Source organism: Pseudomonas artemisiae, assembly GCF_057128685.1.
Genome location: NZ_JBSKHS010000020.1, coordinates 18,860 through 42,690, shown reverse-complemented (window position 1 = coordinate 42,690; position 23,831 = coordinate 18,860). Strand labels below are relative to the sequence as shown.

At 60.6% G+C, this 23,831-nt stretch carries 17 protein-coding genes; 12 read left to right on the top strand and 5 right to left on the bottom strand.

Annotated elements, in window-relative coordinates:
• Nucleotides 1-3: 3 nt before the first annotated feature.
• The 4 genes from hslV to ACWKV4_RS18545 all read right to left on the bottom strand — a co-directional run bounded on the left by hslV (nucleotide 4) and on the right by ACWKV4_RS18545 (nucleotide 5,408).
• On the bottom strand, nucleotides 4-534 hold the full coding sequence (hslV, locus tag ACWKV4_RS18560; protein ID WP_483833577.1) for an ATP-dependent protease subunit HslV: 531 nt from the start codon (nucleotides 532-534) through the stop codon (nucleotides 4-6).
• Between the two features lie 139 nt (nucleotides 535-673).
• Nucleotides 674-1,351, bottom strand: a complete 678-nt coding sequence (locus ACWKV4_RS18555; RefSeq protein ID WP_483833576.1) for an SPOR domain-containing protein — start codon at nucleotides 1,349-1,351, stop codon at nucleotides 674-676.
• Nucleotide 1,352: 1 nt separating this feature from the next.
• Entirely contained in the window at nucleotides 1,353-3,089 is a 1,737-nt protein-coding gene (gene argS, locus ACWKV4_RS18550; protein WP_483833575.1) for an arginine--tRNA ligase, read from the bottom strand.
• Between the two features lie 99 nt (nucleotides 3,090-3,188).
• Nucleotides 3,189-5,408: a primosomal protein N' gene (locus ACWKV4_RS18545; protein WP_483833574.1), complete on the bottom strand. Its 2,220-nt coding sequence runs from the start codon at nucleotides 5,406-5,408 to the stop codon at nucleotides 3,189-3,191.
• A 178-nt stretch (nucleotides 5,409-5,586) separates the two neighbouring features.
• On the opposite strand from ACWKV4_RS18545, the gene rpmE reads away from it, so the two are divergent.
• From rpmE to ACWKV4_RS18530, 3 genes are all read left to right on the top strand, one after another.
• The gene (gene rpmE, locus ACWKV4_RS18540) at nucleotides 5,587-5,808 is read left to right on the top strand and encodes a 50S ribosomal protein L31 (protein ID WP_483833573.1); all 222 of its coding nucleotides are present in this window, start codon (nucleotides 5,587-5,589) and stop codon (nucleotides 5,806-5,808) included.
• 28 nt (nucleotides 5,809-5,836) lie between these two features.
• The gene (locus tag ACWKV4_RS18535) at nucleotides 5,837-6,661 is read left to right on the top strand and encodes a thermonuclease family protein (RefSeq protein ID WP_483833572.1); all 825 of its coding nucleotides are present in this window, start codon (nucleotides 5,837-5,839) and stop codon (nucleotides 6,659-6,661) included.
• 88 nt (nucleotides 6,662-6,749) lie between these two features.
• Complete coding sequence (locus ACWKV4_RS18530; protein ID WP_483833571.1) at nucleotides 6,750-8,018, top strand: malic enzyme-like NAD(P)-binding protein; 1,269 nt, start codon at nucleotides 6,750-6,752, stop codon at nucleotides 8,016-8,018.
• A gap of 172 nt (nucleotides 8,019-8,190) precedes the next feature.
• Here ACWKV4_RS18530 and ACWKV4_RS18525 read toward each other — a convergent pair whose 3' ends face one another.
• The gene (locus ACWKV4_RS18525) at nucleotides 8,191-10,629 is read right to left on the bottom strand and encodes a penicillin-binding protein 1A (protein WP_483833602.1); all 2,439 of its coding nucleotides are present in this window, start codon (nucleotides 10,627-10,629) and stop codon (nucleotides 8,191-8,193) included.
• A 182-nt stretch (nucleotides 10,630-10,811) separates the two neighbouring features.
• On the opposite strand from ACWKV4_RS18525, the gene ACWKV4_RS18520 reads away from it, so the two are divergent.
• The 9 genes from ACWKV4_RS18520 to gltB all read left to right on the top strand — a co-directional run bounded on the left by ACWKV4_RS18520 (nucleotide 10,812) and on the right by gltB (nucleotide 23,815).
• The gene (locus ACWKV4_RS18520) at nucleotides 10,812-11,876 is read left to right on the top strand and encodes a pilus assembly protein PilM (protein WP_483833570.1); all 1,065 of its coding nucleotides are present in this window, start codon (nucleotides 10,812-10,814) and stop codon (nucleotides 11,874-11,876) included.
• Nucleotides 11,876-12,442: a PilN domain-containing protein gene (locus ACWKV4_RS18515; protein ID WP_483833569.1), complete on the top strand. Its 567-nt coding sequence runs from the start codon at nucleotides 11,876-11,878 to the stop codon at nucleotides 12,440-12,442. The genes ACWKV4_RS18520 and ACWKV4_RS18515 overlap by 1 nt, the downstream gene beginning before the upstream one ends.
• On the top strand, nucleotides 12,439-13,062 hold the full coding sequence (gene pilO, locus ACWKV4_RS18510; RefSeq protein ID WP_483833568.1) for a type 4a pilus biogenesis protein PilO: 624 nt from the start codon (nucleotides 12,439-12,441) through the stop codon (nucleotides 13,060-13,062). The genes ACWKV4_RS18515 and pilO overlap by 4 nt, the downstream gene beginning before the upstream one ends.
• A complete protein-coding gene (locus ACWKV4_RS18505) occupies nucleotides 13,059-13,586 on the top strand; it encodes a pilus assembly protein PilP (RefSeq protein WP_483833567.1) in 528 nt (175 codons plus the stop codon). Before pilO ends, ACWKV4_RS18505 begins: the two co-directional genes overlap by 4 nt.
• 34 nt (nucleotides 13,587-13,620) lie before the next feature.
• Nucleotides 13,621-15,717 carry a type IV pilus secretin PilQ gene (locus tag ACWKV4_RS18500; RefSeq protein WP_483833566.1) on the top strand — a complete coding sequence of 699 codons (2,097 nt, stop codon included), beginning with the start codon at nucleotides 13,621-13,623 and terminating at the stop codon, nucleotides 15,715-15,717.
• A 4-nt stretch (nucleotides 15,718-15,721) separates the two neighbouring features.
• Entirely contained in the window at nucleotides 15,722-16,240 is a 519-nt protein-coding gene (aroK, locus tag ACWKV4_RS18495; RefSeq protein ID WP_483833565.1) for a shikimate kinase AroK, read from the top strand.
• 46 nt (nucleotides 16,241-16,286) lie between these two features.
• The gene (gene aroB / locus ACWKV4_RS18490) at nucleotides 16,287-17,390 is read left to right on the top strand and encodes a 3-dehydroquinate synthase (RefSeq protein ID WP_483833564.1); all 1,104 of its coding nucleotides are present in this window, start codon (nucleotides 16,287-16,289) and stop codon (nucleotides 17,388-17,390) included.
• Nucleotides 17,391-17,400: 10 nt separating this feature from the next.
• Nucleotides 17,401-18,999 (top strand): AAA family ATPase, encoded by a 1,599-nt coding sequence (locus ACWKV4_RS18485; RefSeq protein WP_483833563.1) that lies wholly within the window; start codon nucleotides 17,401-17,403, stop codon nucleotides 18,997-18,999.
• A 367-nt stretch (nucleotides 19,000-19,366) separates the two neighbouring features.
• A complete protein-coding gene (gene gltB, locus ACWKV4_RS18480; RefSeq protein WP_483833562.1) occupies nucleotides 19,367-23,815 on the top strand; it encodes a glutamate synthase large subunit in 4,449 nt (1,482 codons plus the stop codon).
• The last annotated feature ends 16 nt before the right edge of the window (nucleotides 23,816-23,831 follow it).

Genomic DNA, 23,831 nt, shown 5'->3' with positions numbered 1-23,831 from the left:
ATGTCACTGCGCGAGGTCCTGCTCCTCGATGGTCAGGTTATGGTTGGTGAATACGCAGATGTCCGCGGCGATATTAAGAGCGGACTCGGCGATTTCCCGTGCCGACAGATCGGTCTTGTTCAGCAGAGCACGGGCGGCGGCTTGGGCGAAGGCGCCACCGGAGCCCATGGCGATCAGGCCATCTTCAGGCTCGACCACATCACCATTACCGGTGATGATCAGCGAGGCGTCTTTGTTGGCCACGGCCAGCATGGCTTCGAGCCGGCTCAGTGAACGGTCGGTGCGCCAGTCTTTGGCGAGCTCGACCGCGGCGCGAACCAAATGGCCCTGGTGTTTTTCCAGCTGGCTTTCAAAGCGTTCGAACAGAGTAAAGGCATCGGCGGTGGCCCCGGCGAAACCGGCGATTACCTGCCCGTGGTACAGGCGGCGCACCTTTTTGGCGTTGCCTTTCATCACGGTATTGCCGAGGGATACCTGGCCATCCCCGGCCATGACAACTTTGCCATGGCGGCGGACTGAAACGATGGTGGTCAAGGGAACGTCCTCACGCTGCGGGGCGAAACTGCCCAATGCACACAGATGTGGGGATGGCCCTGGGGGATTTCAACCGCATGGTGTAGCAGCCGAGCTTGCTCGTGACAGATGAGCGCGCAAGGCACCTCGCGGCCGAGGCCTACTGCCGGCTTTGGCGTTGCTGCAATAACAGGTTATTAAAGCCGCTACCGGACAGCATTTTCTGCGCGGCGGTGAGTTGTTCACGGTTGCTGAACGGCCCTACCAACACCCGATACCAGGTTTCTTCCTTGACCATGCCCGATTCCACTTGCACCGCTTGGCCTAGCAAGATGATCTGCGCGCGAACCTTATCGGCATCGGCCTGTTTGCGGAACGACCCGGCCTGCAAATAGAACTGGGTGGTCGCCGCCGGCTTGACCACGGGCGGTGGGGGCGGTACCTGCCCGGAAAGCGCGGCCTGGGCCCGGGCGGTGTCGATTTTCGCCGCCTCGGCAGGCGTAACTGGCTGTGCCGGCACAGGCGGGGTTTTTTCCGGTACCGCTTCAGGCGGCACTATCACTTCGGACTCTGGCAGTAGCGTATAGAAGTCGTACTTAGGCTTAATCTTCTCAGGGCTTGGCGGGGTTTTCTCCGCTTCTGCCACCTTGGCGGTTTTCTGATCTTCAGGCTTGACCCGTTTCACATCGTTGCGACCCGGCTCAAGCTTCATCAGAAACACAATGAAAGCGCCCACCGACAAGCCGATGGCCAGCCACAGCCAGCCAGGAATGGGCTTTTTGGCAGGTGCTTGATTGCGACTGGCGCCGCGCTTGGGTGCAGGTTTTTTTGCCGCCAACTTACATGCGCTCCAGGGTTTCCAGGCCTAACAACTCAAGGCCTTGCTTCAGGGTCAAACCGGTCAACGCTGCCAGGCGCAATCGGCTTTGTTGCTGTTCGGGGGTACTGGCGCCGAGGATCGGGCAGTTCTCATAGAAGCTGGAGAACAGACCGGCTACGTCGTACAGGTAAGCGCACAGCACATGGGGCGTGCCTTTTTCCGCGACGGTGTTGAGGGTTTCGCCAAACTGGGCCAGCCGGGCGGCAAGGTCTTGCTCATGGGGCGCTCCGAGCAGGATATGTCCCTCGGTTTCACCGTAGCTTTTACCCAGCTTGCGGAATACGCCAGCGACGCGCGTATAGGCGTACAACAGATACGGCGCGGTGTTGCCTTCAAAGTTGAGCATCAGCTCGAAATTGAAACTGTAATCACTGGTGCGGTGCTTGGACAGGTCGGCGTATTTCACCGCGCCGATGCCAACTACCCGGGCGATGTCGCGCAGGCGGCTTTCTTCCAGGTCAGGGTTCTTTTCCTTCACCAGGGCGTAGGCGCGCTGTTCAGCTTCGTCCAGCAGGTCGATCAGTTTGACCGTGCCGCCGTCGCGGGTTTTGAACGGGCGGCCATCGGCGCCGTTCATGGTGCCGAAGCCCATGTGTTCGGCCGCCATGCCATTGGTGATGAAGCCGGCGCGGCGAGCGACCTCGAACACCTGCTGGAAGTGCAGGGCCTGGCGCTGGTCCACGAAATACAGGGCCCGGTCGGCTTTGAGTACGCTGCTGCGGTAGCGCACCGCGGCGAGGTCTGTGGTGGCGTACAGATAGCCGCCGCCAGCCTTTTGTACGATCACGGGCAGCGGGTTGCCTTCGGCGTTCTTGAACTCGGGCAAGAACACGCACTGGGCGCCAGCGCTCTCCACAAGCAAACCCTTGGCGCGCAGGTCGGCCACCACGCTGGGCAGATCGTCGTTGTAAGCGCTTTCACCCATTACGTCGTTGGGGGTGAGATGCACGTTCAGGCGTTCGTAGGTTTTTTGGCAGTGCGATAGCGACACATGGTTGAAACGCCGCCACAGCGCCAGGCAGTCCGGGTCGCCTGCCTGGAGCTTGACTACCAGGCTGCGAGCCCGCTCGGCGAACTCTTCTGATTCGTCGAAGCGCTTTTTCGCCGCGCGGTAGAAGTTTTCCAAGTCCGAAAGCTGATCGCTGTCGGCCGGGTTTTCTTCCAGGTAAGCCAGCAGCATGCCGAACTGTGTGCCCCAGTCACCTACGTGGTTTTGGCGGATGACCGTATCGCCAAGGAACTCCAGTACATTGGCCACGGCGTCACCGATGATGGTGGAGCGCAGGTGCCCTACGTGCATTTCTTTAGCCAGGTTGGGCGCCGAGAGGTCCACCACCACCCGCTGGGTAGCACCTACCTTGCGCACACCGAGCTTGCGGTCGCCCAGGGCTTTATCCAGGCGGCTAGCCAGGGCCTGGGTGTTCTGGAAGAAGTTGATGAAGCCAGGGCCTGCGATCTGCGCCTTGCTCAGTTGCTCGTCGGCGGGCAGGGCGGCGATCAGCTGTTCTGCCAGGTCGCGGGGTTTTAGGCCTGCGGGCTTGGCCAGCATCATGGCGATGTTGCTGGCAAAGTCGCCATGGGCTTTGTCGCGGGTGTTTTCGACCTGGATCGCAGGCGTTAGCCCGGCGGGCAGCACACCGTCCTCCACTAGGCGGGCAAGGGCGTGTTGGATCAGCAGGCGAATGGTGTCTTTCATGATCGTCTCGTGTGCCGCAGGGCGGCGGCGCATGATGCGCGGGTGGAAAAGCTCGGCATTATCCGTTCATGAGCCGGGCTTGCCAACCTTCGCGGCCACTCAATAAAGATCGATGGGGTCTATGTCCAACGCCCAACGTACTTGGCGCCCGCCCGGCAGTTGCTCCAATTGCAATACCCACAGGCTCAGCAGGCGGTGCAGTGGTGCGCGGGCATTGGCTTGCAGCAACAGTTGCGCCCGGTAGCGACCGGCGCGGCGCTCCATGGGCGCCGGTACGGGGCCGAGCAGTTCCACGCCGGTTACGCCCAGTTGCTCGCGCAGTTGCTCTGCCTGGGCGCAAGCGTGATCGAGGAAGGCTTCTGCTTGCCCGGGTCTTTGTGCCTCGGCGCGTAGCAGGGCCAGGTGACAGAACGGCGGCAGGCCAGCGGCGCGGCGCTCGCTCAACGCCTGGGCGGAGAAAGCGAAATAGCCTTCTTCGGTCAGTTGAACCAACAGAGGGTGATCGGCCATATGGCTCTGGATAATGGTGCGCCCGGGCTCTTCTGCGCGCCCCGCACGACCGGCCACCTGCACGATAAGCTGGGCCATGCGCTCGGCGGCGCGAAAGTCCGCCGAGAACAGGCCGCCGTCGGCATCGAGGATGGCGACCAGGGTTACTCGAGGGAAGTGATGCCCCTTGGCCAGCATTTGCGTGCCCACCAGGATGCAGGGCTCGCCGCGCTGCACCTGGGCGAACAACTGCGCCATGGCGTCCTTGCGCGCGGTACTGTCGCGGTCCACCCGCAGCACTGGCACATTAGGGAACAAAGTGTTGAGGCGCTCCTCGGCGCGCTCTGTCCCAGCCCCTACTGGGCGCAGGTCCACCGATTGGCAGCTTGGGCACTGACGTGGGCGAGGCGCGGCGTGCCCACAGTGATGGCAACGCAACTCGCCCGAGCGCAGATGGACGGTCATGCGCGCATCACAGCGTGGGCATTCTGACAGCCAGCCGCAATCGTGGCACAGCAAAGTAGGGGCAAAGCCTCGCCGGTTGAGGAACACCAACACCTGCTGCCCAAGGGCCAGTACTTGGCCGATGGCCTGTTGCAGGGGCGGGCTCATGCCGCTGTCCAACGGCCGGCTTTTAACGTCCAGGCGCAGGTAGCGAGGGGGCTGGGCGCCGCCGGCCCGTTGCTCCATGCGCAATAGCCCATAGCGGCCGCTGTAGGCGTTGTGCAGGGTTTCCAACGAAGGCGTGGCCGAGCCCAGCACCACGGGAACGTTGTCCTGCCGCGCTCGCACCACCGCCAGGTCGCGAGCGTGATAGCGCAGCCCTTCCTGCTGTTTATAGGAGCTGTCGTGTTCTTCGTCGACGATGATCAGCCCAGGGTTACGCATGGGCGTAAACAGCGCAGAGCGGGTACCAATGATGATGTCTGCATCGCCATCGCGGGCTGCGATCCAAGTATCCAGGCGGTCCCGGTCGTTGACCGCTGAGTGCACCAAGGCAATACGTGCATTGAAGCGTTGTTCAAAGCGCAGCAGGGTTTGCGGCCCCAGGTTGATTTCAGGGATTAGCACCAGGGCCTGTTTGCCTGCTTCCAGCGCCCAGTGAATCAATTGCAGATACACTTCAGTCTTGCCGCTGCCTGTCACGCCCGCCAATAAAAAAGCATGGAAGTGGCCAAAGCCAGCCTTGATGGCCTCGAACGCGCTGCGTTGCTCGGGGTTAAGGGGGAGCTCTGGTTGCGCCAGCCAATGGGCATGCCGCTTGGCTGGGGCATGACCGCGTATTTCTATGGTAACCAGGCCCTTGGCTTCAAGTGCGTCCAGGGCATCCTTGGCCAAGCCCAGCCGTGGCAGTAGCGTGTGCGCCACGCCATGGGCATGCTGAGCCAGTACTGCGAAGGCCGCGCGTTGCCGGGGGGCTCTGGCCATTCGCGGGTCATCGGCGCGCGCCTGTGGGTGTACGCTCCAGAAGCGCTCCTGACGCGTTTCGGCAGGCTCTCCTTGGCGTAATAATGAAGGCAACGCCCAGGCCAGCGTATCGCCCAGGCTGTGCTGGTAATACTGGGCGGTCCACAGGCAAAGGCTGAACAGGCTTGCGGGGATGGGCGAAGTGTCATCCAGTAGGGCGGTGGCGGCCCTGAGCTTGTCCTTGGGCACGTCAGTGTGATCGGTTACCTCCACCAATACGCCGATGATTTCCCGCCGGCCGAACGGGACGCGCAGGCGCATCCCGGGCTTCAAAGCGGCGACCGGTGCCCCCACGGGTGCGCGGTAGTCGAACAGCCGGCGCAGCGGCGAAGGCAGGGCAAGGCGCAAAATGACATCGGGCACAGGGGCTTCCACGGCGGAGGGCAGAGCAGGCGATGAAGCCTATCATCTGGCCTGGGCAACGACCATCGGTAGCCCGCTGCGCTTGCGCTATGGCAGCGCTCTGGTAGTATGAGCAACCCAGTACGTGCGGTATCCGGCAATGGTGTCGGGTGGCGGCGCGACAACAGAGGAAATACCCATGAAGCCTGAAATCCATCCGAAATACGAGGCTATCGCGGCTACCTGCAGCTGCGGTAACGTCATCCAAACCCGTTCCACCTTGGCCAAGCCTTTGAGCCTCGACGTGTGCAACGAGTGCCACCCGTTCTATACCGGCAAGCAAAAAATGCTGGACACCGGTGGCCGTGTCGATCGCTTCAAGCAGCGCTTCGGCGTATTCGGCACCGCGAAAGCCAACTAAGGTTTTCGCTTTGGATAGCCGATTCGGCATGTCCAGGCTGATCAAGAAGGCGCCCCGAGTGGGCGCCTTTTTGTTGTCTGCGTTTTTCCTGGGTAGTGCTTGTGCCCAGTGCCCTTCGCCCCCACAGCTACCACCCGCCGCAATTGCCCGAGTGATAGATGGCGACACCCTGCGTTTGGCAGGCGGTAGAAGCATTCGGCTGATCGGGATCAATGCCCCAGAGGTCGCTAGCAAAGGTCGCCCTGCTCAGCCTTATGCCATGGCTGCAAAGCGCCGCCTGCAAGCGTTGATCGCCGCGGCCGGGGGCCATGTGATCCTTGTGCCTGGGGCGCAACCCACGGATCGCTATGGCCGATCGCTGGCCAATGCCTATACACCCAGTGGAGAAAACCTTGAAGCCCGGCTGCTGCAAGAGGGGCTGGCCTATCAAGTGGTGATACCACCCAATAACGCCTTGCGCCACTGCCATGCCCTTGCAGAACAAGGCGCGCGTTCAACGCAAGCTGGGCTGTGGAAAGGGTTCAAGGCCGCGCCTGCTGCTACGGTTAATCAGGCGGGTTTCCAGGTGATCAGTGGCACGCTATTAAAGGTAGAGGCTAACGGTGGTGGCGTGTGGCTGACCTTGCAGGGCGGGGTAGTGCTGCATGTGGCCAATGGTAGTCAACCTGAGTTCAGCGTCGAAGGCCTGAACAGGCTGCGCGGGCAGACGGTAGAAGCTCGGGGCTGGGTCGTGGACCGTAGCCGTCGGTCGGGCCGGCAAGCAGGTCGCGCCCGCTGGCTATTACCGCTCACGGCACCAGACATGCTACGGGTGGTGCCGTCTGAGGCCAAAGTCGTAGGTGCTACGCCTTGACAGGCGTGACTGGGTAGTCTTGTCGCGACTTTCCTTTCTGCGTATCCTCGGCGCTCCGAAAAGTTCAACAGTCAAGCGGAACGCCAACATGTCAGATCTGAAAACTGCCGCTCTCGAATACCATGCCCAACCGCGCCCTGGGAAACTGAGCGTCGAACTCACCAAGGCGACCGCTACCGCTCGCGACCTGTCGCTGGCCTACAGCCCAGGCGTTGCGGAGCCTGTACGGGAAATCGCGCGGGACGCCGAACTTGCCTACAAGTACACTGGCAAAGGCAACCTGGTAGCAGTGATCTCTGACGGCACCGCCATTCTTGGCCTGGGTAACCTTGGCCCCCTGGCATCCAAGCCCGTGATGGAAGGTAAGGGTGTACTGTTCAAGCGCTTTGCCGGCGTCGATGTATTCGACATCGAAGTAGACGCTGAAAGCCCCCAAGCCTTCATTGATACCGTCAAGCGTATTTCCATTACCTTCGGCGGCATCAACCTGGAAGACATCAAGGCACCAGAGTGCTTCGAGATCGAGCGCGCGCTGATCGAACAGTGTGACATCCCGGTGTTCCACGATGACCAGCACGGCACGGCGATCGTGACTGCCGCCGGCATGCTCAACGCGCTGGAAATCGCTGGCAAGCAGTTGGAAACCGCCAAGATCGTTTGCCTGGGTGCTGGCGCTGCCGCCATCTCCTGCATGAAGCTGCTGATCAGCATGGGTGCCAAGGTCGAGAACATCTATATGATCGACCGCACCGGCGTGATCCACTCCGGTCGTACCGACCTGAATCAGTACAAGTCTGTGTTCGCTCATGAAACCGACAAGCGCTCGCTGGCCGATGCGCTGGAAGGCGCCGACGTGTTTGTAGGCCTCTCCGGCCCGAACCTGCTGTCGGCGGAAGGCCTGAAAGCCATGGCCGCCAACCCGATCGTGTTCGCCTGCTCCAACCCGGACCCAGAAATCTCGCCAGAGCTGGCCCACGCTACCCGTAACGACGTGATCATGGCCACCGGCCGTTCGGACTACCCCAACCAGGTCAACAACGTGTTGGGTTTCCCGTTCATCTTCCGTGGTGCGTTGGACGTTCGCGCCAAGCGCATTAACGAAGAAATGAAGATTGCCGCCGCGTATGCGCTGCGTGACCTGGCCAAGCTGCCAGTGCCTCAGGACGTATGCGCAGCCTACGGTGTGGATAACTTGAGCTTTGGCCGCGAGTACATCATTCCAAAGCCATTGGACGCGCGCCTGCTTGACGTGGTCTCCGACGCCGTGGCCAAGGCCGCCATCGAAAGTGGTGTTGCAACCCTGCCGTACCCCGCCAACTACCCGCTCAAGAGCGTGGATGATGTGTTCAAGGGCTGATAGCTCTGAATAAAAAAACCGGCCCCCGCAAGGGCCGGTTTTTTATTGCCTCCTATCACCTGTAGGGGCGTGCGCCAGCTCGCGAAGATACGACACAGGCAACGAATGGCGGCTGTTCGCCAGCTTTGCTGGCTCCTACAGCAGGCGAAACCTCACCCTGTTATAGGAGCTGTTAGAAGAGGTCCATTGGCGCGGCTTCATCCGCTGGCAGCGGGCTGCCTGGCGCGGCACCGTTACCCAGCTCGTTGACCGAAGGCGGTGTGTCCTCGCTCTTGAACAGCTCGAAATACGCATTGGGCGTAGCGGGTGTAGCCGCGCGGCCGGTCACTGGGTCCACCCGCAGGCTGACGATCCCTTCGGGTTCCGCTTGCGTATGGGGCGGCTTGTCCTTCAGGGCCGCGCCCATGTAATCCATCCAGATAGGCAGCGATACGGTACCCCCGAACTCCTTATGGCCCAAGGTTTCAGGCTGATCGAAGCCGGTCCATACGGTGGTGATGTAGTCTGCGTTGTAACCGGAGAACCAGGCGTCCTTGGAATCGTTGGTGGTACCTGTTTTGCCCGCCAAATCTGGCCGGTTCAAAGCCAAGGCGCGGCGGCCGGTACCCTTCTTGATTACATCTTGCAGCATGCTGGTGAGGATGTAAGTTGTACGGCCATCGATGATCCGTTGCGCGAAAACCGGTGCGTTGGCAGCAGGCGCGGCGGTAGTGCCTGCCTGTACCTCATTGCCGGTAGCCGACGGAGCAACCGACGCTGGCGGCTCCGACGCTTCCTGCTCAGCGGTAGGCACCGTAGGCGCCGCTGCGGTGAACAGTACATCGCCATTACGGCTTTCGATTTTCTGAATCAGATAAGGCGCTACCTTGAAGCCACCATTGGCGAAGGCGCTCCAGCCTGTGGCGATCTCCATGGGCGTGAGCGTTGCCGTACCCAGTGCCAGGGACAGGTTGTGCGGAAGGTCCTGGCGGTTGAAGCCAAAGCGGGTGATGTAGTCGATGGTGTGCTGCACGCCCAGGCTTTGCAGTACACGGATGGACACCAGGTTGCGGGATTTATACAGCGCTTCACGCAGCCGGATAGGGCCCAGGAAGGTATTGGTGTCGTTCTTCGGGCGCCAGACCTTATCCACTGCTTCGTCCACGAACACGATAGGCGCGTCGTTGACCAGGCTGGCAGGGGTGTAGCCGCTGTCCAAGGCCGCACTATAAATGAAAGGCTTGAAGCTCGAGCCTGGCTGACGCTTGGCCTGCATGGCGCGGTTGTAGTTGCTTTGCTCAAAGGCAAAACCACCCACCAAGGCCTTGATGGCCCCATCGCGTGGGTCCAGCGACACCAGCGCGCTTTGGGCGGTGGGGACCTGACTGAATTTCAGGCTGCCGTCAGGCTGGCGCTGCACGCGCACCAGGTCGCCTACCTGAGCCACGTCTGCTGGTTGGCTCGGCGCTCGCCCTTGGCTGTTGGTATTAGTGAACGGCCTGGCCCATTTCATGGTGTCCCAAGGCACCAGCTCGGTTTTGTCGTCGCGGGTCAGTACGGTAAGCCCAGTTTTTTCCACGCGCGTAACGATCACAGGCTCCAAGGTATTAAACGGGCGCTGACGTTGCAATTCCGTTAGCCAGGCATCATGGGTTTTACCTGCAAGGCGCGATTCCGGTCCGCGGTAGCCGTGACGTTGATCGTAGGTCGTGAGCCCATCCAGTACGGCCTTATTGGCATGCTCCTGAAGCTGCGCAGGTACGGTGGTGGTCACCCGGAAGCCTTCGGTATACGCCTCGCTGCCATAACGCCCGACCATTTCGGCCCGGGCCATTTCCGCGATATAAGGCGCGTTCAGCTCAGGGGTAGGCACGTGGTAGCTGGCGTTGATCGGCTCGGCCAGGGCTGCCTGGTAGCTGGCTTCGTCAACCTTGCCGAGTTTGTACATGCGGCCAAGAATCCAGTCACGACGCTCCTTCGCTCTCGCCGGATTGGCCAGCGGGTTGAAGCGCGACGGTGCCTTGGGTAGGCCGGCGATCATTGCCATTTGGGCCAGGCTGCAGTCGCGAATGGATTTGCCGTAATACACCTGGGCCGCTGCTTCGATGCCGTAGGCACGGTTGCCCAAGTAGATTTTGTTTACATACAGCTCAAGGATTTCATCCTTGCTCAACTGCCGTTCGATTTGCAGCGCCAAGAGAATTTCATTGGTTTTGCGAGAGAAGCTGCGCTCGCTGCTGAGGAAGTAGTTCTTCGCTACCTGCATGGTGATGGTGCTGCCGCCGGTCTGGATATGGCCACTGCGCAGCAATTGGCTGGCGGCTCGTACCAGGCTGGATGGATCCACACCGTAGTGGTTTTCGAAATTATCGTCTTCAGCCGAAAGCAGCGCCTGGATGAAATGAGGCGGAATGTCGGAAAACTTGATAGGAGACCGGCGCATTTCGCCGAATTCTGCTATCAATTTGCCGTCGCTGCTGTAAACCCGCAAAGGAATTTGCAACTGAACGCTTTTGAGGGCCTCCACTGACGGCAGGCCAGGGCTAAGATAGAGATAGGCACCGCTCAGGCCGAGCAATAGCCCGCACACCACAGCGAGTATGGACCAGCAGAAAAACTTGAGCAGGCGGATCAAGGCTTTCGGATTTCCAGTAAGAATAAGGGCTTAGCCCCACAGGCGGGCTAAGGCAAAAAAGCGTTGGGCATTATAAGCATTTTGTAGTGGAGCGTCATTTGCGCTTCTGTCAAGACTGCTATTAAATGCCTTGTACCATAAACGGTCCGTAAGTCTCGGATAGTGCTAGGGAATCGGCAGTGCTAGGACTTTTCAGCAAGAAAGCGAACTCGCTTTTAGGGATCGACATCAGCTCCACTTCAGTCAAGCTACTGGAGCTGAGCCGCGCAGGCGACCGTTTCAAGGTAGAGTCGTACGCGGTGGAGCCCCTTCCGGCCAATGCCGTAGTGGAGAAAAACATCGCGGAGCTCGAAGGCGTAGGCAATGCCTTGTTACGAGTCGTGGCCAAGGCCAAGACCGCAACCCGTGGCGTCGCTCTGGCCGTATCCGGTTCAGCGGTGATCACCAAGTCCATTGAAATGGACGCTGGCATGACCGACGACGAGATGGAGAATCAGCTCAAGCTCGAAGCCGACCAGTACATTCCCTATCCTCTCGAAGAAGTGGCCATCGATTTCGAGGTCCAGGGCCCCTCCGCGCGCAACCCTGAGCGCGTGGAAGTGCTATTGGCGGCCTGCCGCAGGGAAAACGTCGAAGTGCGGGAGGCCGCGCTGGCGGTGGCCGGGCTCACTGCCCGGGTCGTGGATGTCGAGGCCTACGCCCTGGAAAGGGCATTTGGCCTGCTTGCCCCGCACATGACCAAGGGCGACCAGCCGCTCACGGTGGCCGTGGTCGACGTGGGCGCCACCATGACCACCCTTAGCGTTATTCACAACGGGCGCATCATTTATACCCGCGAACAGCTATTCGGTGGCCGCCAGCTTACCGAGGAAATTCAGCGTCGGTATGGCCTGAGCGTGGAAGAGGCGGGGCTGGCCAAGAAACAGGGCGGCCTTCCTGACGATTATGTGGCCGAGGTGCTTCAGCCGTTCCGCGAGGCAGTGGTGCAGCAGGTATCCCGGTCGTTGCAGTTCTTCTTTGCCGCCGGGCAATTCAACCAGGTCGATTACATCGTGCTCGCGGGTGGCACGGCGTCCTTGGCTGGGCTGGATCAGCTTATCCAGCAGCGCATCGGCACGCCAACCGTAGTCGCCAACCCTTTCGCCGACATGGCTCTGAACAGCAAGGTCAATGCCGGTGCGCTAGCCAGTGATGCTCCGGCGTTGATGATCGCGTGTGGGTTGGCGCTCAGGAGCTTTGATTAATGGCTCGGATCAACCTGCTGCCTTGGCGTGACCAGCAGCGCGAAGAACGCAAGAAGCAATTTCTGCTGCTGTTGGCGGCAGTGGTGCTGTTCTGTGGCGGTGTGATTTTCCTGGCCGATCAATACATCAAAGGCGAGATCAACCAACAGAACGCGCGCAATGCCTACCTGCAAACCCAGAACACCAACCTGGATCAACGTATCAAGGCCATCAGCGAACTGAAAACGCGGCGCAAACAATTGCTGGCAAGGATGCGTATCATCCAGGACCTGCAAGGCAACCGGCCCATCATTGGCCGGGTGTTCGACCAATTGGCCCGTACCCTGCCGGACGGCGTTTATTTTTCCGAAGTGAAAATGACCGGCAAGCAGATAGATATCACCGGGGCGGCCGAATCCAACAACCGGGTATCGGACCTGATGCGTAGCCTTGATGCCTCCCCCTGGCTCGAAGCGCCCACCTTGACCGAGGTCAAAGCCAAGACAGACGCCGAAACCGATCAGACCAACCTGTTCCAGTTGTCCGTGCGGCAAACCGCGCCTTCGGTGGAGGAGGACGATAAATGAACATGGCGGGATGGCTGGACAGCCTGCGCAAGGTTGAGCTGAGCGAGCTGGATTTCAACAACGTAGGCTCATGGCCCGCCGCGGCGAAAGGCGTGGCCGCTGTTGTGCTGGGGCTGGTGCTGCTCGGGTTGGGATATTACTTTCATATCCAAGACCTGGAAGACGACCTGAACGCCCAGGTCGCTCAAGAGCAAACCCTACGCGAGCAATACGCGACCAAGGCGTTCCAGGCAGCCAACCTGGAGGCCTACACGGCCCAAATGAAGGAAATGGAAACCTCGTTCGGGGCTATGCTTCGGCAACTGCCTAGCGACACCGAGGTGCCAGGCCTGCTTGAGGATATAACCCGTACCGGGCTTGGAGCGGGGCTGGAATTCGAAGAGATCAAGCTGCTGCCAGAAACCGCGCAACAGTTTTATATCGAGCTGCCGATTCAGATCACGGTCACGGGCAACTACCATGACCTGGCGACCTTCGTCAGTGGCGTGGCCAGTTTGCCGCGCATCGTTACCTTGCATGATTTCGACGTCAAACCCGCCAGTGAAGACAGCACCTCGGAGCTGCGCATGCAGATCCTGGCCAAAACCTATCGGTATAACGACAAGGGGCTGGCGCAATGAAGGCATGGCTTAACCCTGGCTTGTTGTTGGCGCTGCTGGCCCTGTCAGGTTGCGGTGGCTCGAATGACTACTCAGACATCGATGCCTTTTTGAAGGAGGTAAACGACAAGCCCAAGGGTACTATCGAGCCTATTCCCCGGTTCCAGGCCTACCAGGCATTCACCTACCAGGCTTCGGACCTTCGCAGCCCGTTCCAGCCACCCATCCGGGTCGAGCGCGCCGCGCGGGAGAAAGGCCGTAAAGACGTACACCCCGATCCGAATCGGGTGAAGCAGTTCCTCGAAGGCTTCAATATCGAGGATTTCGAAATGGTCGGCATCCTGGCCAACATGTCAGGCAAGTTCGCCTTGATGAAGGGCGGCGGTGGAGTTCATCGGGTTAAGGTAGGTGACTACATTGGCCAGAACGAAGGCAAGATCATTGCCATCAGCGACACAGAAGTCGATGTCGTGGAGCTGGTTCCGGACGGCGAGGGTGGATGGCTTGAACGGCCACGCGCTATCTTGCTGAAAGAACCCTCCTGACGGGTCGGTCAAGCATGCTCAGTGGAACCAAACAATGAACAGGATTTTCTCCGCCCTTGGCCTCGCGCTGGTCGCGTTGCTGGTGTCGCCGGCGCTACTGGCGGCAACGCTCAAATCCCTTGACGTAGCGGCGTTGCCGGGCGACCGCATCGAGCTCAAGCTGTCGTTCGATAGCCCCATGACCGCACCCAAGGGCTACACCACTGACGATCCGGCGCGCATTGCTTTGGATTTCCCGGGCGTTATCACCCAGGTGGCCAACCGCAACCGGGACTTGGGGGTGGGTAATGCTCGTAGCTTGGCATTGATTGAAGCCAAGGACCGTACTCGTCTGATCGTCAACCTCACCACGCTGGTGCCTTACAGCACTCGGGTGGAAGGCAACAACGTGTTCGTACTGGTAGGCCAGGGCGCCAATGCCGTTCAGGCATCAAGCCCCAGCCCGGCACCCGCGCCCCGCGCCCAGGCACCCACCGCACGTGCTCCGACCGCTGCGCGGCCCATGACGCCAGCTGGGCGGGCCATTCGTAATGTGGATTTCCAGCGCGGCCCCTTGGGTGAGGGCAATGTGGTCATTGAACTAAGCGATCCCTCGGTAAGCCCGGATGTAAAAGAGCAGGGCGGTCAGATCATCGTAACCTTCGCAAAAACCGCGCTACCAGATGCGTTACGTCTTCGCCTGGATGTGAAGGATTTCGCTACGCCTGTGCAATTCGTGAACTCCACGGTCTCGGGCGACGCCGCCACGGTGACCATCGAGCCCACAGGTGCCTTCGATTACTCGGCTTACCAGGCGGAGAATAAGCTCACCCTTAGCGTGCGCCCGCTTACCAACGAAGACCTGCAGCGGCGTAACGCTGACCGTAATGTGTATACCGGTGAAAAGCTTTCCCTGAATTTCCAAGACATCGACGTGCGCTCGGTACTACAGTTGATCGCAGACTTCACCAACCTCAACCTGGTGGCCAGCGATACGGTGCAGGGCGGTATCACCCTGCGCCTGCAAAATGTGCCCTGGGACCAGGCACTGGACCTGGTACTCAAAACCAAGGGCCTGGACAAACGCAAGGTAGGCAACGTGTTGCTGGTAGCCCCGGCCGATGAAATCGCCGCCCGCGAACGTCAGGAGCTGGAATCCCAGAAGCAGCTTCAAGAGTTGGCGCCACTACGCCGGGATTTGATCCAGGTGAACTACGCCAAGGCCGCGGACATCGCCAAGCTGTTCCAGTCGGTGACTGGCTCCAAGGATAATGCCGACGCCCGTGGCTCGATCACGGTGGACGACCGCACCAACAGCATTATCGCCTACCAGACCCAGGACAGCCTTGATGAGCTGCGGCGTATCGTGGCTCAGTTGGACATTCCCGTGCGCCAGGTCATGATCGAGGCGCGCATCGTGGAGGCCAACGTAGGCTATGACAAGGCCTTGGGCGTGCGCTGGGGCGGTACCTCCCGTGGCCATGGCAATACCACCATCTACGGGCTGGATAACAACGGTGACGAAGCAGGCAATACCGGCGCGGATGTGGGGACCAACGTGCCCTTCGTGGACCTGGGCGCCGCCGACGCCACCTCAGGTATTGGTCTGGGCTTCGTGACCAGCAATACCCTGATCGACCTTGAACTTAGCGCGATGGAAAGCACCGGCAACGGCGAGGTGGTGTCCCAGCCCAAGGTGGTCACCTCCGACAAGGAAACCGCCAAGATCCTCAAAGGCACGGAGATCCCCTATCAGGAATCCAGCTCCAGCGGCGCGACGACCGTGTCCTTCAAGGAGGCCGCGCTGTCCTTGGAAGTGACCCCACAGATTACGCCAGACAATCGCATTATCATGGAAGTGAAGGTCAACAAGGACGAACCCAACTATCTCAATGAAGTGTTGGGTGTACCGCCGATCGACAAGAACGAAGTCAATGCCAAGGTCTTGGTCAACGATGGTGAAACCATCGTGATCGGCGGCGTGTTTTCCAACAACCAGACCAAAACCACCAGCAAGGTGCCGTTTTTGGGTGACGTGCCCTATGTGGGCCGCCTGTTCCGCCGCGATGTGGTCGCTGAAAGCAAATCCGAGCTGCTGGTCTTCCTGACTCCGCGTATCATGAACAACCAGGCGACTGCTGTGAGTCATTGATTCTGTGCGAAATCTGATACTCGTTGGGCCGATGGGCGCTGGCAAAAGCACCATCGGCCGTTTGCTGGCTAAAGAGTTGCGTTTACCCTTCCGGGATTCCGACAAGGAAATCGAAACACGCTGCGGCGCTAACATTCCATGGATCTTCGATCGCGAAGGCGAGTTGGGTTTCCGTGAGCGTGAGCAAGCCATGCTGGCGGAGCTTTGCGCCTGCGATGGGTTGGTACTGGCCACTGGTGGTGGCGCGGTAATGCGCGAAGCCAACCGGCGGATCCTCCACGCCGGTGGCAGGGTGGTGTATCTTCATGCCTCCGTGGAGCAGCAAGTGGGGCGCACCGCGCGTGACCGCAACCGGCCGCTGTTGCGCACCGCCAACCCGGAGGCCACCTTGCGCGCCTTGCTTGAGGTACGTGACCCGCTGTATCGAGAGATCGCAGACCTGGTGGTCAGGACGGACGAGCGGCCGCCGCGCATGGTAGTAATGGACATCCTCGACCGGCTAAGGCACCTGCCACCCCGGTAAACTTCGGCAATTTGACCAACGGCCCTGTGCCTGGACTGGCGAAACCATGCAAACACTCAAGGTCGAACTGGCTGAACGCAGCTATCCGATCCATATTGGCGAAAACCTGCTCAGCGACCCCCGGCTGCTGCAGCCCTACCTGGCGGGCCGTCAGGTAGCAGTGGTCACTAACGAAACCGTCGCGCCGCTGTATCTGGAGCAACTGAGTCAGGCCCTGGAAGGGCGTTCAGTGCTGCCTATAGTACTGCCCGACGGCGAAGCCCATAAAAACTGGGAAACCCTCCAGCTGATTTTCGATGCGCTGTTGGAAGCCAGGCATGACCGCCGTACCACGGTGATCGCCCTGGGCGGGGGCGTGGTAGGTGACATGGCCGGGTTTGCCGCTGCCTGTTATCAGCGCGGGGTGGACTTTATCCAAGTGCCTACTACCTTGCTGTCCCAGGTGGACTCTTCCGTGGGTGGAAAAACCGGCATCAATCATCCTCTGGGTAAGAACATGGTGGGGGCGTTCTACCAGCCCAAGGCCGTGCTGATCGATACCGCTACCTTACGCACCCTCCCTCAGCGAGAGTTGTCCGCGGGCATGGCTGAGGTCATCAAATATGGGCTGATCTGTGATGAGCCCTTCCTGACCTGGCTTGAGGCCAATATGGAAGCGCTCATGGCGCTGGAGCAAACGGCCTTGACCGAGGCCATCCGCCGCTCTTGCGCCGCCAAGGCGGTGGTAGTCAACGCAGATGAGCGTGAAGCCGGCGTGCGCGCCACGCTGAACCTGGGGCATACCTTCGGTCACGCCATCGAAACCCAGATGGGGTATGGTGTGTGGCTGCATGGCGAGGCCGTGGCGGCGGGCACGGCCATGGCACTGGAAATGTCCAGGCGCCTGGGCTGGCTCGACAGCGCCCAGCGTGACCGTGGTATCAGCCTTATGCTGCGGGCAGGCTTACCCGTGGTACCGCCCGCTGAGATGGGCCCGGGTGACTTTCTGCGGCACATGGCCGTCGACAAAAAAGTCGTTGATGGCCGCATGCGCTTGGTATTGCTGCGCCAGCTAGGCGAAGCCGTGGTTACCGATGACTACGCCCCCCAGACACTCCAGGCCACGCTAACGGCGGATTACCGCGGTATCGTGGATCAGCTTCGAGGTTAACGAGAGTTCGATGACAAGTCTGCATGCCGACGAGGCCTTCCTCGGCCACTACCAGTTGGAACACGACCCTTTCGCCGCTCGGGTGCCGGGGTTCAAGTTTTTCCCCGCCCAGCGCAAGCCGGTCCTTGGTCAACTACACCATATGGCCCGTTACAGCCAGCTGATGCTGGTAGTCACGGGCCCTAATGGAAGTGGTAAAACCCTGCTGCGCCAGGCGTTGGTCGCCAGTACCAACAAACAGTCGGTGATGAGCGTAGTGGTATCGGCGCGTGGAGCAGGCGAGGCCGCCAGTGTGCTGGGTCAAGTCACCCAGGGCGTGAGCGCCAACGAGGCCTCCATTGGCAGCATCCTGTCGCGCGTAGTGCAGTTAGGCCTGACCGGTCAGGAAGTCTACCTGCTGGTGGATGACGCGGAACAACTCGACGAATCGGCGCTCGAAGCCCTACTGGAACTGGCCGCGGGGCTGTCCGAAGGGCGGCCGCATGTTTTCCTGTTCGGCGAGCCATCACTGATCGCAGGCCTCGATCAGCTGGAAGTTGGTCCCGAGCGTTACCACATCATCGAGTTGCAGCCGTACACACTCGAAGAAACTCGCGAATACCTGGCACAGCGCCTGGAAGGCGCTGGCAAGGGCATCGCATTGTTCAGTAACGAGCAAATCGCGGACATTCATGAGTCTTCCGCTGGCTGGCCTGGGCCTATCAACCAGGTCGCGCGGGATTCCATGATCGAGGCAATGATCGCCAGTCGCTCCGCTGGTAAGCGCCCTTCCATAGGATTGAAAATGCCTAAGAAATACCTGCTGGCCCTCTCCGCCGTAGTGGCGATAGTAGTGGCCGCCGCCGGCTTGCTGTCGGGCCATAACAAGGCCCCGAGCCCTGCCAGCGAACAAGCCCAATTGCCCTTGGGTGAAGGCCAGCCTGGCGGCGCTCAGCCGAACCAGGACGGTAACCCTGCCATTGAGTTCGCCGGTAACTCCAAACCCTTGCCCATGAATGGCCAGCCTGTGGAGCGTGAGCCCCTGGCCTCCGCCGCTGGCGGCGAGGACGACGATGGCGCGCCATCGGTTGGCGAAAATACCGGGGCTGGCCAGCCGCCCATGGTCACCACCAGTGCGCCACCAGCCGGTGCTGCCCCTGGCCCAGCCGTGACTCCCGTACCTGTTCCTACACCCGCGCCCCAACCCAGCGAGCCAGTTGCCGCCAGTAAGCCTGCGCCAGCCAAACCTGCTCCGTCGCAGCAATTGGCCTTGGCCAACAAGCCGCCTGCGCCTGCAAAGCCGGTCGAAAAGCCTTTGGATAAACCCACCTCGGGCAAGCTGGGTGCCAGCTGGTACACCGCCCAGGCACCAGGCAATTATGTGGTGCAGATCTTCGGCACCAGTTCCGAGAGCGCGGCGCAGTCCTATGTGCGGGAGCAGGGCGGCGAGTACCGTTACTTCAAAAAAAACCTGCAAGGCAAGCCGCTGTTCGTCGTGACCTACGGTAGTTTTGCCAACCGCGCCGCTGCGGTAGCCGCGATCAAGAACTTGCCAGCGAAGGTCCAGGCTGGTAAACCTTGGCCTAGAACTGTCGCCAGCGTCCAACAAGAGCTAGCCTCAGCCCACTGAGGGCCCGGTGGCGATACCCTCGCCACGCCTGATGTTCCCCGAGTCGATTGCACTAGCCCGCGGCGTACCACGCAGCGGGCTTTCGTGCCCCCGCCAAAGAGCTCGCAGGCCACAAGCCCCTGTCGCGTGCCAACAATTCATTGACTCGTATAGCCTGGCTACATCATAAAGGCTTCTTATTTCCTCCATAATCGCGACATCAAAATATATTTGTTCGTCATCTGCGTTTGTGGCACACGGTACCGCTGTGTACAATGACTGCCCTTTTGCCGCCGCAAAGCTGACGTTCGTTCGGCGTGGATGGTAAGCGGTTGAATTAAAAAGAGCATTTGCCTCTGTGAGAGGCAAGCCTGGTGAGAAAGTGTCTATGAAAACAGGTCTGTACCAACCCGACGAATTCAAGGACAACTGCGGCTTTGGCCTGATTGCCCATATGGCGGGCGAGCCTAGCCACAACCTGTTGCAAACGGCCATCGAGGCCCTAACCTGCATGACCCACCGGGGCGGCATCAACGCCGACGGTAAAACCGGTGACGGCTGCGGCTTGCTGATGCAGAAGCCTGATCAGTTCCTGCGTGCTGTTGCCAAAGCCGAGTTTGGCGCGGACTTGCCCCGGCAATACGCCGTGGGCATGGTGTTCCTGAACCAGAACGACGCCCGCGCTGATGCAGCCCGCGAACACATGAACCGTGAGATTCTCGCGGCGGGCCTGCAATTGGTCGGCTGGCGCCAAGTGCCTGTCAACACCAGCGTACTGGGCCGCCTGGCCTTGGAGCGGCTGCCGAAAATCGAGCAAGTGTTCGTGGGTGGCGAAGGCTTGAGCGACCAGGAATTCGCCATCAAGCTGTTCAGCGCCCGCCGCCGTTCTTCGGTGGCCAACGCGGAAGACACCGACCACTACATCTGCAGCTTTTCCCAGAAGACCATCATCTATAAAGGCCTGATGATGCCCGCGGACCTCGCGGCCTTCTTCCCAGACCTGAGTGACGAGCGCCTGCAAACCGCCATTTGCGTTTTCCACCAGCGCTTCTCTACCAATACCCTACCCAAGTGGCCGCTGGCTCAGCCATTCCGGTTCCTGGCCCACAACGGCGAAATCAACACCATCACGGGTAACCGCAACTGGGCCCAGGCCCGCCGCGCCAAGTTCGCCAACGAGCTGATTCCTGATTTGGATGAGTTAGGCCCTTTGGTAAACCGGGTAGGCTCGGACTCTTCCAGCATGGACAACATGCTCGAACTGATGGTGACCGGTGGCATCGACCTGTTCCGGGGCGTGCGTATGCTGATCCCGCCAGCCTGGCAGAACGTCGAAACCATGGACCCGGATCTACGTGCGTTCTACGAATTCAACTCTATGCACATGGAGCCCTGGGATGGCCCTGCCGGCGTAGTGATGACCGAAGGCCGCCACGCGGTGTGCCTGCTGGACCGCAACGGCCTGCGCCCGGCACGCTGGGTAACTACCCGCAATGGTTACATCACGTTGGCCTCGGAAATCGGCGTGTGGAATTACAAGCCAGAGGACGTAATCGCCAAGGGCCGCGTAGGGCCAGGGCAGATCTTCGCCGTGGACACCGAAACCGGGCAGATTCTCGATACCAACGCCATTGATGACCGTCTCAAGTCTCGCCACCCGTATAAGCAGTGGCTGCGCAAGCACGCGCTGCGTATTCAGGCGAAAATGGACGACCACGACCACGGTTCGGATTTCTACGACAGTGACCACCTCAAGCAGTACATGAAAATGTACCAGGTCACTTTCGAAGAGCGTGACCAGGTACTGCGCCCCTTGGGCGAGCAGGGCTACGAGGCTGTGGGTTCCATGGGTGATGACACGCCCATGGCCGTGCTGTCTCAGCGCGTGCGCACGCCTTACGATTACTTCCGCCAGCAATTCGCCCAGGTGACCAACCCGCCGATCGATCCGCTGCGCGAAGCCATCGTGATGTCCCTGGAAATCTGCCTGGGCGCCGAGCGCAACATCTTCCAAGAGTCGCCCGAGCATGCCTCGCGGGTGATTCTTAGCTCGCCGGTCATCTCGCCCGCCAAATGGCGCGCCTTGATGAACCTGGATCGCCCTGGGTTCGAGCGACAGCTGATCGACCTTAACTACGACGAAAGCCTGGGGCTGGAAGCGGCCATCCAGAACATCGCCGATCAGGCAGAAGAGGCCGTGCGCGGCGGCAAGACCCTGATCGTACTCAGTGATCGCGCCATCGCGCCAGGCAAGTTGCCGGCCCATGCCGCCATGGCCGTGGGGGCGGTACACCACCGTCTGGTAGAAAAAGGCCTGCGCTGCGACAGCAACATCCTGGTAGAAACCGCGACAGCGCGCGACCCCCATCACTTTGCCGTATTGATTGGCTTCGGTGCTTCGGCGGTATATCCCTTCCTGGCCTATGAAGTACTAGGGGATCTGATCCGCACCGGTGAGGTGCTGGGCGACCTGTTCGAGGTGTTCAAGAACTACCGCAAGGGCATCACCAAGGGGCTGTTGAAGATCCTCTCGAAAATGGGCATTTCCACCATTGCTTCCTACCGTGGCGCGCAGTTGTTCGAAGCCATTGGCCTGGCCGATGACGTGACCGCGCTGTGCTTCCGTGGTGTGGCCAGCCGCATCAAGGGTGCCCGCTTCAGTGACCTGGAGGCCGAACAGAAGGCCCTGGCCGCCGAGGCGTGGAGCCCGCGCAAGGCCATTCAGCAAGGCGGGCTGCTGAAGTTCGTGTACGGCGGTGAATATCACGCCTACAACCCGGACGTGGTCAATTCGTTACAGGCCGCGGTGCAACAGGGCGACTTTGCCAAGTTCAAGGAATACACCGCCATCGTGGATAACCGCCCGGTGTCCATGCTGCGTGACCTGCTAAAAGTGCGCGAAGCCGAGCAGCCGCTGGCGCTGAGTGAAGTAGAGCCACTGCAGGCAATTCTCAGCCGCTTCGACTCGGCGGGTATTTCCCTTGGCGCGCTTTCTCCAGAAGCGCACGAAGCCCTGGCCGAAGCCATGAACCGCCTGGGCGCGCGCTCCAACTCCGGCGAAGGCGGTGAAGACCCGGCTCGCTACGGTACCGTTCGCAGCTCCAAGATCAAGCAAGTGGCCACGGGCCGCTTTGGCGTGACGCCTGAATACCTGGTAAACGCTGAGGTGTTGCAGATCAAGGTTGCCCAAGGCGCCAAGCCCGGCGAAGGCGGCCAGCTGCCAGGGGGCAAGGTTAACGGCCTGATCGCCAAGCTGCGTTACGCGGTGCCTGGAGTGACGCTGATTTCCCCACCGCCACACCATGACATCTACTCCATCGAGGACTTGTCGCAGCTGATCTTCGACCTCAAGCAGGTTAACCCCGCCGCCCTGGTGTCGGTCAAGCTGGTGTCCGAAGCCGGGGTGGGCACTATTGCCGCCGGCGTGGCCAAGGCCTATGCGGACCTGATCACGATCTCCGGTTATGACGGCGGCACCGGCGCCTCGCCACTTACGTCTATTAAATACGCGGGCAGCCCTTGGGAGCTGGGCCTGGCTGAAACCCACCAGACCCTGCGTGGCAATGACCTGCGCGGCAAGGTGCGGGTGCAAACCGACGGCGGCCTTAAAACTGGACTGGACGTCATCAAGGCCGCGATCCTTGGCGCCGAAAGCTTTGGCTTCGGTACTGCGCCCATGATCGCCCTTGGCTGCAAATACCTGCGCATCTGCCACTTGAACAACTGCGCCACCGGCGTGGCCACCCAGAACGCAAAACTGCGCAAGGACCACTACATCGGTACCGTGGACATGGTGGTGAATTTCTTCACCTTCGTGGCCGAGGAAACCCGCGAGTGGCTGGCGCGGCTTGGGGTACGCAGCCTGGGTGAGTTGATCGGGCGCACCGATCTGCTGGACGTACTGCCTGGCGAAACCGCCAAGCAGGCCCATTTGGACCTTACGCCCTTGTTGGGCAGTGATCAGGTGCCTGCAGACAAGCCGCAATTCTGCGAAGCCGAGCGCAACCTGCCCTTCGACAAGGGCCTGCTGGCGGAGAAAATGGTGGACCTGGCCCTGGCTGGGCTCGAAGCCCGCACCGGTGGCGAGTTCGCCATGGACCTGTGCAACTGTGACCGCTCCATCGGTGCCCGGGTGTCTGGTGAAATCGCCAAGCGCTACGGCAACCAAGGCATGAGCGACGCGCCCGTGACCTTCCGCTTCAACGGTACGGCGGGGCAAAGCTTCGGGGTATGGAACGCCGGTGGCTTGAACATGTACCTCGAAGGCGATGCCAACGACTACGTGGGCAAAGGCATGACAGGCGGCAAGCTGGTCATCGTTCCGCCCAGGGGTAGCCCGTTCAAGACCCAGGACAGCGCCATTATCGGCAACACCTGCCTGTACGGTGCCACTGGCGGCAAGCTATTCGCTACTGGCACCGCGGGCGAGCGTTTCGCCGTGCGCAACTCCGGCGCCCATACCGTGGTAGAAGGCACGGGCGACCATTGCTGCGAATACATGACCGGCGGCTTTGTGTGTGTGCTCGGCAAAACCGGGTACAACTTCGGCTCTGGCATGACCGGTGGCTTTGCCTACGTGCTTGACCAGGACAACACCTTCGTTGACCGGGTAAACCACGAGCTGGTGGAGATCCAGCGCATCAGCGGGGAAGCCATGGAGGCCTACCGTAGCCATCTGGAAGGCGTGCTAGCTGAATATGTAGCAGAAACCGACAGCGAGTGGGGCCGCAACCTGTGGGAGAACCTGGACGATTATTTGCGGCGCTTCTGGCTGGTCAAGCCAAAGGCGGCCAGCTTGAAGTCGCTGTTGTCCAGCACCATTGCCAGCCCGCAATAAGAGCCCTGGCGGGCAA

Excerpts from the sequence above, each read along its gene's own strand:
- ACWKV4_RS18530 (WP_483833571.1), top strand. The coding sequence starts at position 6,750 with ATGTCAGATCTGAAAACTGCCGCTCTCGAATACCATGCCCAACCGCGC.
- ACWKV4_RS18535 (WP_483833572.1), top strand. The coding sequence starts at position 5,837 with ATGTCCAGGCTGATCAAGAAGGCGCCCCGAGTGGGCGCCTTTTTGTTG.
- ACWKV4_RS18500 (WP_483833566.1), top strand. The coding sequence starts at position 13,621 with ATGAACAGGATTTTCTCCGCCCTTGGCCTCGCGCTGGTCGCGTTGCTG.
- ACWKV4_RS18505 (WP_483833567.1), top strand. The coding sequence starts at position 13,059 with ATGAAGGCATGGCTTAACCCTGGCTTGTTGTTGGCGCTGCTGGCCCTG.
- ACWKV4_RS18515 (WP_483833569.1), top strand. The coding sequence starts at position 11,876 with ATGGCTCGGATCAACCTGCTGCCTTGGCGTGACCAGCAGCGCGAAGAA.
- aroB (WP_483833564.1), top strand. The coding sequence starts at position 16,287 with ATGCAAACACTCAAGGTCGAACTGGCTGAACGCAGCTATCCGATCCAT.
- pilO (WP_483833568.1), top strand. The coding sequence starts at position 12,439 with ATGAACATGGCGGGATGGCTGGACAGCCTGCGCAAGGTTGAGCTGAGC.
- rpmE (WP_483833573.1), top strand. The coding sequence starts at position 5,587 with ATGAAGCCTGAAATCCATCCGAAATACGAGGCTATCGCGGCTACCTGC.
- ACWKV4_RS18485 (WP_483833563.1), top strand. The coding sequence starts at position 17,401 with ATGACAAGTCTGCATGCCGACGAGGCCTTCCTCGGCCACTACCAGTTG.
- gltB (WP_483833562.1), top strand. The coding sequence starts at position 19,367 with ATGAAAACAGGTCTGTACCAACCCGACGAATTCAAGGACAACTGCGGC.
- argS (WP_483833575.1), bottom strand. The coding sequence starts at position 3,089 with ATGAAAGACACCATTCGCCTGCTGATCCAACACGCCCTTGCCCGCCTA.